The organism is Gordonia sp. UBA7599 (genome assembly GCA_002477755.1).
In the GTDB taxonomy this organism is placed as follows: domain Bacteria; phylum Actinomycetota; class Actinomycetes; order Mycobacteriales; family Mycobacteriaceae; genus Gordonia.
The window spans coordinates 1-8,750 of the sequence record DLKD01000150.1 but is presented as its reverse complement, the minus strand read 5'-3'; the positions used below and the strand labels follow the sequence as shown (position 1 = coordinate 8,750).

Annotated in this window: 10 protein-coding genes; 5 read left to right on the top strand and 5 right to left on the bottom strand. The window is 67.5% G+C overall.

The genetic code is table 11. The features are described from left to right. The first annotated feature begins 241 nt into the window (after positions 1–241). The 3 genes from B4L26_RS17625 (at position 242) to B4L26_RS17615 (ending at position 3,219) form a co-directional block, all read left to right on the top strand. The gene (locus B4L26_RS17625) at positions 242–1,246 is read left to right on the top strand and encodes an Rpn family recombination-promoting nuclease/putative transposase (protein WP_290720980.1); all 1,005 of its coding nucleotides are present in this window, start codon (positions 242–244) and stop codon (positions 1,244–1,246) included. A 133-nt stretch (positions 1,247–1,379) separates the two neighbouring features. Next, on the top strand, positions 1,380–1,592 hold the full coding sequence (locus B4L26_RS17620) for a hypothetical protein (RefSeq protein ID WP_290720978.1): 213 nt from the start codon (positions 1,380–1,382) through the stop codon (positions 1,590–1,592). A gap of 172 nt (positions 1,593–1,764) precedes the next feature. After that, positions 1,765–3,219, top strand: coding sequence for an AAA family ATPase (locus B4L26_RS17615; RefSeq protein WP_290720977.1), 1,455 nt, complete (start codon positions 1,765–1,767; stop codon positions 3,217–3,219). An 80-nt stretch (positions 3,220–3,299) separates the two neighbouring features. Here the strand turns inward: B4L26_RS17615 and lysS are convergent, their stop codons facing one another. Together lysS and B4L26_RS17605 are read right to left on the bottom strand one after the other, a co-directional pair. Next, positions 3,300–4,850, bottom strand: a complete 1,551-nt coding sequence (gene lysS / locus B4L26_RS17610; protein ID WP_290720975.1) for a lysine--tRNA ligase — start codon at positions 4,848–4,850, stop codon at positions 3,300–3,302. Positions 4,851–4,975: 125 nt separating this feature from the next. Further along, positions 4,976–5,506 carry a rhodanese-like domain-containing protein gene (locus B4L26_RS17605; RefSeq protein ID WP_290720973.1) on the bottom strand — a complete coding sequence of 177 codons (531 nt, stop codon included), beginning with the start codon at positions 5,504–5,506 and terminating at the stop codon, positions 4,976–4,978. Positions 5,507–5,822: 316 nt separating this feature from the next. Between B4L26_RS17605 and B4L26_RS17600 the strand changes: the two genes are divergently transcribed. Beyond that, positions 5,823–6,356, top strand: coding sequence for a LysM peptidoglycan-binding domain-containing protein (locus B4L26_RS17600; protein ID WP_290720971.1), 534 nt, complete (start codon positions 5,823–5,825; stop codon positions 6,354–6,356). 80 nt (positions 6,357–6,436) lie between these two features. On the opposite strand, the gene B4L26_RS17595 is transcribed toward B4L26_RS17600, so the two are convergent. Genes B4L26_RS17595 through panC form a run of 3 tightly spaced genes read right to left on the bottom strand, consistent with a single transcriptional unit; the run spans position 6,437 to position 8,624 of the window. Beyond that, entirely contained in the window at positions 6,437–7,228 is a 792-nt protein-coding gene (locus tag B4L26_RS17595; RefSeq protein WP_290720968.1) for a type III pantothenate kinase, read from the bottom strand. Next, on the bottom strand, positions 7,228–7,656 hold the full coding sequence (gene panD / locus B4L26_RS17590; protein WP_290720965.1) for an aspartate 1-decarboxylase: 429 nt from the start codon (positions 7,654–7,656) through the stop codon (positions 7,228–7,230). Before panD ends, B4L26_RS17595 begins: the two co-directional genes overlap by 1 nt. A gap of 14 nt (positions 7,657–7,670) precedes the next feature. Next, complete coding sequence (gene panC, locus B4L26_RS17585; protein ID WP_290720962.1) at positions 7,671–8,624, bottom strand: pantoate--beta-alanine ligase; 954 nt, start codon at positions 8,622–8,624, stop codon at positions 7,671–7,673. Here panC and B4L26_RS19130 point away from each other — a divergent pair. Then, on the top strand, positions 8,594–8,750 hold a 157-nt coding region (locus B4L26_RS19130; RefSeq protein WP_414651923.1), incomplete at its 3' end, for a DUF1501 domain-containing protein. The genes panC and B4L26_RS19130 overlap by 31 nt on opposite strands.

Sequence of the window (8,750 nt, the reverse complement as noted above, 5' to 3'; positions counted from 1 at the left end):
CCGGCACCGCCCACTGGGCCCTCCGGCACCGCCCACTGGGCCCTCCGGTATCGCCCACTGGGCCCCCCGACACCGCCCACTGGGCCCCCCGACACCGCCCACTGGGCCGTCCTCGGTCATCGACTGGGCCCACGCCGGTCGCGGCAGCGTTTTCCACAGGCCCGCTAAGCCACTCCGAGTTATCCACAGCTCGCGCGTTTGGGTCTAGTGCCGCGATAGCGGAGGTGGCTACGTTCGGTGCATGGATACCGGGGGGCCGAAGCAAATCCAGCCACACGACGCACTGATACGCGCCGTGCTCAGCAACCCAGACGACGCCGGGTCGGTGCTGCGCTCGTTCCTACCGGCCACCGTTCTCGACGGCCTGGACCTCGAGCACTTGGAGCTCCAGTCGGGCACCTTCATCACCGAGGAGCTCAGCGCCCGCAACGCCGACTTGCTGTTGCGCACCACCATCCGCGGTGAACAACCAGACGGTACGACCGAGGAGCACGATGCGTACCTGTACTTCTTGGTTGAACACCAGTCCACCCCGGAACCGGCCATGGCCGTGCGGATGAACGGCTACCAACAACTCATCTGGGAACGCCACCTGCTCCAGCACCCCAACGGCCCGATACCGCTGGTCATCCCGATCGTCATCTACCAGGGCCAGCGCCGCTGGGACGCACCCACCAACGTCGCCGACCTGCTCGACCTCCCCGCCGCCTACGCCGCATCCCTCGGCGAGGACCTACCACGAATCCGCTACTACCTCATCGACCTCACCGGTCTCGACGACGACGACCTGCGCAACCGACCACTCACCCAGACAGCACAGCTGACATTCGTGTCACTGCGCCGCGGCCCCGGCGACGACGATGTCACCCTCTGGCTGACCCACTGGCGCCCCGAGATCGACGGACTTTCCAAACAGATCCTGACCATGCTCATCCGCTATCTTGGATACGTAGGCAACACCCCACGGGACAAGCTCGCAGCATTCGCCGCCACCACCGGGCCACACACCGAGGAGATCATCATGACCGCTGCAGGACGACTCGTCACCGAAGCCGAAGCACGAGGCGAAGCAAAAGGCCGAGCCGAAGGCGAAGCGCGGCTGCTGCTCAAGCAGCTGAGCACCCGCTACGGCACCCTCGACCCCGAGATCCACCAACGCGTCGAGAACGCCACCACCGAGCAGATCGAACTCTGGAGCATCCGACTCATCCAGGGCAACCCCGAGCTCGACGACATCTTCGCCTGACCGTCTTTGCCGAGGTGGTGGACCACCCGCGAGTACCAGAACTCGGCACTGTCGAACGAACCCTGGCAACACCCCACGGGACAAGCTCGCAGCATTCGCCGCCACCACCGGGCCACACACCGAGGAGATCATCATGACCGCCGCAGGACGACTCATCACCGAAGCATGGGCAGAAGGCGAAGCCCGAGGCGAAGCGCGGCTGCTGCTCAACCTGCTGAGCACCCGCTACGGCACCCTCGACCCCGAGATCCACCAGCGCGTCGAGAACGCCACCACCGATGACATCGAACTGTGGGCCACCCGCTTCGCCCAAGGCGCAGCCACTCTCAACGACATCTTCGCCTGACCGTCTTTGCCGAGGTGGTGGACCACCCGCGGGTCCCAGAACTCGACACTGTCGAACAAACCCTGGCAACACCCCACGGGACAAGCTCGCAGCATTCGCCGCCACCAGCAGCTGGCCGCCCGCTACCGCACCCGCCCGGTACTGCGCGTCGAAGCTCGGCCAGGATAGGGGCATGACCCGCGCCGACGATCCTGGCCGTCTCCTCGTCGACCTCCTCGCCGCGACGGGTGCCATCGCGGCCGATGCCGAGCACATCGTCACCCACGGCGCCGTTATCGTCCTCGACGGCGACCGCGCATGGAAGTTCAAGCGGCCCGTCGCCTACCGGTACATGGACTTCTCCACCGTCGAACGACGCCGCGACGCACTGCGCGCCGAACTCGACCTGAACCGCCGCACCGCACCGCAGATCTACCTTGGTGTCCACGCCATCACGCGCACCGCCGAGGGCGTCGAGCTCGACGGCAAGGGCGAGGTCCTCGACTGGGCGCTGGAAATGGCCCGCTTCCCTGACGACGCTCTCCTGGCCCGCTACGCCGAGGACGGCAGGATCGACGACACACTGCTCACCGGGCTGGCGGGACAGGTCGTCGCAATGCACGTCGGCGCCGAGGTCTCCGACGACCATCACGGTGCCGCCCGCTTGCTCGACGTTGTCGTCGGGAATCGGGCCAGCATGAGCCGCTACCCCGACGTCCTCGACCCCGACCGGGCCGATCGGCTCACCGAGCAACTGACCGCACTGATCGCTTCGCGGGCAACGCTCCTCGACGCCCGAGCCACCGCGGGACGGGTCCGCCACGGCCACGGCGACCTGCACTTGAGCAACATCACCGTCCTCGACGGCACGCCGGTCCCGTTCGACTGCCTCGAATTCGACCCTGAGCTGGCGATCGCCGATGTCCTCTACGATCTCGCCTTCCTCCTGATGGACCTCTGGGTGCGGGGCCTGCGCCACGAAGCCAACGTCGTCGTCAACGCCTACCTCGACGCGTCGGCCGACGACGAGGATGGCTTCGCGCTCCTACCTCTGTTCCTCAGCGTGCGAGCGACGGTGCGTGCCCACGTCCTTGCCGCCGCTGGCGACGTCGACGACTCTCGCGCCTACCTGGACCTCGCACTTTCGCTGCTCGAGCCGCAACCGCCGCGGATCGTCGCGATCGGCGGTGGTTCGGGCACCGGCAAGTCGACGCGAGCACGGTCATGGGGCGGCGATCTCGGCGTCGCACCGGGTGCCCGCATCCTGCGATCAGATGTGTTGCGCAAGCGGTTGGCCGGAGTCCCGACGCTCACCCGGCTACCGGCGTCGGCGTACACCCCGCAGATGAGCGCGCGCGTCTACGCCGAGCTGGGCCGCCTCGCCGCCGCAGACCTAGCCGGCGGGATGAGCGTCATCGCCGACGCGGTCTTCGGCAGCGACGAGGAGCGCGACGACATCGCCGCCGTCGCCGCGACATCCAGTGCCGAGTTCACCGGCATCTGGTTGGAACTCGACGAACAGACGCGCATCGCGCGCATCGAGGGCCGCGGCCCCGACGCGTCCGACGCCACCGCCGACGTCGCACGGGCGCAAACACGCGCATTGCGGCCGCCGGGCCCGCCATGGCGCCGGGTTGTCGCTGAATAGCCCCGAAATCGGTCAACCAGCGAGGCGCAGAGGGAAATGCTCCCTCTGAGGCCCGCTCCTCGACAGGTTTCGGTGACCCGTCAGTCGACGCGAGGCTTGACCAGCGGAAACAGGACGGTTTCGCGGATCCCCAGGCCCGTCAGCGCCATCAGCAGACGGTCAATGCCCATGCCGGTGCCCGACGTCGGGGGCATGCCGTGCTCCATCGCGGCGAGGAACTCCTCGTCGAGCACCATCGCCTCATCGTCCCCGGCCGCGGCCAGACGCGCTTGATCCACAAATCGCTCACGCTGGATGATCGGATCGACCAGCTCGGAGTAGCCGGTCGCCAACTCAAAGCCGCGCACGTATAGATCCCACTTCTCGACGACGCCGGGGATGCTGCGATGCGCGCGCACCAGCGGCGAGGTCTCCACCGGGAAGTCGCGGACGAAGACCGGCTCGTCGAGCTTGGACCCCACGAGGTGCTCCCACAGCTCTTCGACGAGCTTGCCGTGGCCGTAGCCCTTGTCCAACGGAACGGCCAGCCCCACGTCGTCGGCGATCTTGAGCAACTCGTCGACGGTGGTGCCCTGCGCGACCCCGTCGACATCGTGCTGCGGCACGATCTCACGACCCAGCGCCTCCGACAACGACGGGTACATCGAGAGCGACGTCCACTCGCCGGACAGGTCGTACGTACTTCCGTCGGGCATCGCCGGGGTCAGCGTTCCCAGCGCCTTCTGCGCGACGGTCTGGACGAGGCTGCGGATGAGCTCGGCGCCGTCGTCGTAGGTGCCGTACGCCTGGTAGGTCTCGAGCATCGCGAACTCGGGGCTGTGTGTGGAGTCGGCGCCCTCGTTGCGGAAGTTGCGGTTGACCTCGAAGACCCGGTCGATGCCGCCGACCACACAGCGCTTGAGGAACAGCTCCGGCGCGATGCGCAGGTAGAGGTCCATATCGAAGGCATTGGAGTGCGTCACGAAGGGACGGGCCGCGGCGCCGCCGTGCAGGGTTTGCAGCATCGGCGTCTCGACCTCGAGGAAGTCGCGCTCGGCCAGGAATGCCCGCAGTTCCGCCATCACCTTGATGCGGGTGCGCGCGATCTCGCGGGCCTCCGGGCGCACGATCAGGTCGACGTAGCGCTGGCGGACGCGCGTCTCCTCGTTGAGTTCCTTGTGCGCGACGGGCAGCGGGCGCAGCGCCTTCGACGCCAAGCTCCAGTCGTCGGCCATCACCGACAGCTCGCCGGTGCGCGAGGAGATGATCTGCCCGTGGACGAACACGATGTCGCCCAGGTCGACGTCGGACTTCCACCGCGCCAGCAGCTCCTCGCCGACGCCGTTGAAGCTGATCATCACCTGCAGCTGTGTTCCGTCGCCCTCCTGCAGCGTCGCGAAGCAGAGCTTGCCCTTGTTGCGGATGAAGATGACGCGTCCGGCGACGCCGGCATCGACACCGGTTTCAGTACCGGCCTCAAGGTCGGGGTAATCGGCGCGGATCTGCGCGAGCGTGTGGGTGCGCCCGATCTCGACGGGGTACGCCTCACCCCCGTCGGCGAGGATCCGCTCGCGCTTCTCGCGCCGGATCCGCAGCTGCTCGGGCAGGTCGTCGGCAGCGTCCGCGGCGGACGGATTCTTGGCATCACTCACGGGTGCCAATCGTATCGGCCGGGGCCCACTCGGCGAGGTCGCGGGGCCCACTCGGCGGCCGGACACGGCCCACTCGGCGAGGTCGCGGGGCCCACTCGGCGGCCGGACACGGCCCACTCGGCGAATTACTGCTGGTGGTCGGCAATCATCGCGAGCTCGCCATCGGCGATCACACCGTTGAGCTGGTGGCGCAGGAGCGCCTCGTGACCGCCGGCGAGGAACACCGCATTGGTAACGCCACGCGCCCGCAGGTGCCACGCGAGCCACTCGGCATCGTCACCGTCGTCGGAGATGATCAGCCAGCGCGCATCGGCAGTGGCCGTGCGCAGAGCCTCATCGCTCCCCGGGGTTAGGCGCTCGAGCGCATCGAGCGGCGCCAGCGCCAGCGCGCCGTGAATCGCACCGGCCGCATTGCGGCGCTCCTGGGTGCGGATATCGACCGGGCGCAGCCCGGCCTCCACGGCGATGCGGAAGTGACCGGCCGGCACGGAGAGCTTCTCGCCGAAGGCGGGAGCGGAGATCGGCGCGGCGGGCAACGTCGTTGCCGACGAGGCGACGGTGGGAGCGGAGGTCGGCGCAGCGGGCAGGATTGTTGCCGATGACGCGACGGCGGGACGGGGCTGGGTCAGAACGGCAGTGGTGACGACGGTGGTCATCGGGAACCTCTCGGGAGTGATCGCTCAAGCCCTTGCAGGCGAGCAAAGCAGATTGTCTTGGAAGCGGGTCTCAGGGCCGGCAGCCACGGCGATTACTCACCGACAGGCGACGTGGGCCCTAACAACACTTCCGACAACGCTTGATCACGACGACCAGTCTGCCATGACCGCTGACCTCGCTCAACATTTCGGCCCAACAGTGAGCGAATCCACGAAAATTCATACTCGGTTCAACCGAGTGCATCGATTGATCGCTATGGTGGACGGGGCATCGTGCGATGCACGGAAGTACTCCGCAATCTGAAGGTGGATTTTCATGAGTGACACTCTCAATGTTGGTGATCGTCTGGGCACCGGCCAGTCGCTGACCTCGGCTAATGGCGCCTACACGCTGACGCTGCAGGACGACGGCAACCTGGTCCTCACCGACGAGGGCAACGCTGTGTGGTCGACGAAGACCAACGGCAAGGGCGTTGTGCGCGCCTCGGTCCAGGACGACGGCAACTTCGTTCTGTACAACGGCTCCGACGAGGGCATCTGGTCGACCAAGACCTCCGGTGCCGGCGCTCGTCTGGTGCTGCAGGACGACCGCAACGTGGTCCTCTACATCGGCGACAAGGGCGAGTGGAGCTCCAAGACCGTCACCGACAAGCCGATCGCGCAGGCAGTGTCGAACGAGGCTCCGGCCCCCGCTCCGAAGAAGACCTACACCGTCGTCTCGGGCGACACCCTGTGGGCCATCGCGGAGAAGTTCCTGGGCGACGGCAACCGCTACCCGGAGATCGCCAAGCTCAACAACATCGCGAACCCGGATCTGATCAACGTCGGCCAGGTGCTCACCATCCCGTGAGCTGACTGACACAGTCGGACTGACAAGTCCCGCACCGATTTCTCGGTGCGGGACTTTTCGTTGGGTGGGGCTCTCGGGGACTAGCGCGCCTTGACCCGCTCGTAGACGCGGCGAAGACCGTCGAGGTTCAAGAAGCTGTGGTGATCGGTGATCGTCTCGCACTCGTCGACCATCAGCGGTGCGAGATACCCCGTCCCGACAACCCGCACGTCGTCGCCGCCAAACCCGTCCACCTCGTCGCGGATCCGGTCGACCAGGCCGTCGACCTGCCCGGCGAACCCGTACACGATCCCCGACTGCAGCGCCTCGACCGTGTTCTTCCCCAGCACGCTCCGCGGCGCGCGCATCTCAACGCGGCGCACGGTGACGGTGTGCTCGCTCAGCGCATCGATCGCCAGGTTCACCCCGGGCGCGATTGCGCCACCGAGGAACTCCCCCTTCGCCGACACCGCGTCGACGACGGTGGCCGTCCCGAACGCCACGACGATGCTCGGCACCCCGGGAAAATTGCCACTCACCCCGACGGCGTTGGCGACGCGGTCGGTCCCCACTTCCTTCGGGTTATCCACCAGCAGCGGCAGCCCGGTCCGCACCCCCGGCTCCAGCAGCACATGCGGACCTCCGCCGAAGTACTTGTCGACCATGCCCCGCAATTCGCGCAGCAACGACGGCACAGTGGAGAGCGCCGCGACGGCGGTGACCTGCTCCAAATCGGGCCCGAGCAGCCCGCGGATGAGCAGTTCCAGCTCGTCGGCGGTCAGATACGGGTCAGTGTGGATACGCCAGTCACGCACGAGCACCGCATGATCACCCGTGCCGGCGAACACCCCCAAATGGATGTTCGTATTGCCGACCGCGACGGCCAGCAGCATCAGACCAGCGCGAGACCGGCGCGCCCGCGCGGGTCCTTCAGACCGGATCCGGCCGGCACGTTGGCCGGGTCGTTGCCCTCGGTGAGCACACGGTTCTTCTCGTCGACGAAGACGACGGCCGGCGAGTAGTCGGCGATCTCCTCGGGGCTCATCACGCCGTACGCGATGATGATGACGAGATCGCCGGGATGCACGAGGTGCGCGGCGGCGCCATTGATGCCGATCACGCCACTCCCCCGCTCACCGGCGATCACATACGTCTCCAGGCGGTTGCCGTTGTCGATGTCGACGATGCAGACCTGCTCACCCTCGATGAGGTCGGCGGCGTCGAGGAGATCGGCGTCGATCGTCACCGAGCCGACGTAGTGCAGGTCGGCTTGCGTCACGGTCGCCCGGTGGATCTTGGACTTCATCATGGTGCGGAACATCGTGGCTCCTCTTTTCAGTGGTCGGCCGGCAGATGACCGGCCGGATCGGAGTCGGTGGGCTGGGAATCGGTGGGTTCGGGATCGCCGACGACGACCCCGACGTTGTCGAGTAGGCGGGTGGTTCCAAGACGGGCTGCGACGAGGAGACGGGCTTGTCCCTGTTCCGGCGCCGGGCCCAGGCTGCGGCTGCGCAGTTCGAGGTAGTCGACGTCGAGTCCGGGGCATTGCGCCAATACCGCGCGCGCGGCCGCCAGCACCGCGTCGATACCACCCGGCCCGGCATGGGCCCCGGCGGTCAGCGCGGCGGACAGCGCCGTCGCCAGCGAGCGCTGATCCTCACTCAGGTAGCGGTTGCGCGACGACAGTGCCAGCCCGTCGGGCTCGCGGACGGTCGGTACGCCGACGATGTCGACGCCCAGGTTCAAGTCGGTGACCATCTGCTGGATCAGCACCAGCTGCTGGTAGTCCTTCTCCCCGAAGTACGCGGCGTTGGGCGCGACGATCCCGAGCAGCTTCGCCACGACCGTCAGCATCCCGATGAAATGCGTCGGCCGCGACTGCGCTTCAAGGATCTCCCCCGCCGGCCCGGGGTGGATCGTGGTGCGTCGCCCATTGGGGTACATCCCGGCGTCGGTGGGCGCAAAAACGAGTTCGACGCCGATCTCGCGCAGCTTGGCGCAATCCTCGTCGAACGTGCGCGGATAGGCGTCGAGGTCCTCGCCGACCCCGAACTGCAGCGGGTTCACGTAAATCGACACGACGACGACGGTGTTGCCGGCCTTGCGCGCCTCGCGCACCAGCGTCAGATGGCCTTCGTGCAGCGCGCCCATCGTCGGCACCAGCACAACACGGCGACCGGTGCTGCGCAGTGCCGCGCTGACCCGGCTCATCGTCGCGGGATCGCGGTGCACAGTCAGCTCGCCCGGCACGTAGGCCGGTGCGGCAGAGGCGGTGGCGGCAGCGGTCACGACGCCTCCCCGAGGACTCGGGCCAGTGCGGGCGCGGGGGCGGCGTGCGCGGCGGCACCGTTTACGGCGCGACGGACGAGTTCGGCTTCAAGGCCGTCGACAAGCCCGTGCACGTGCACGACCTGC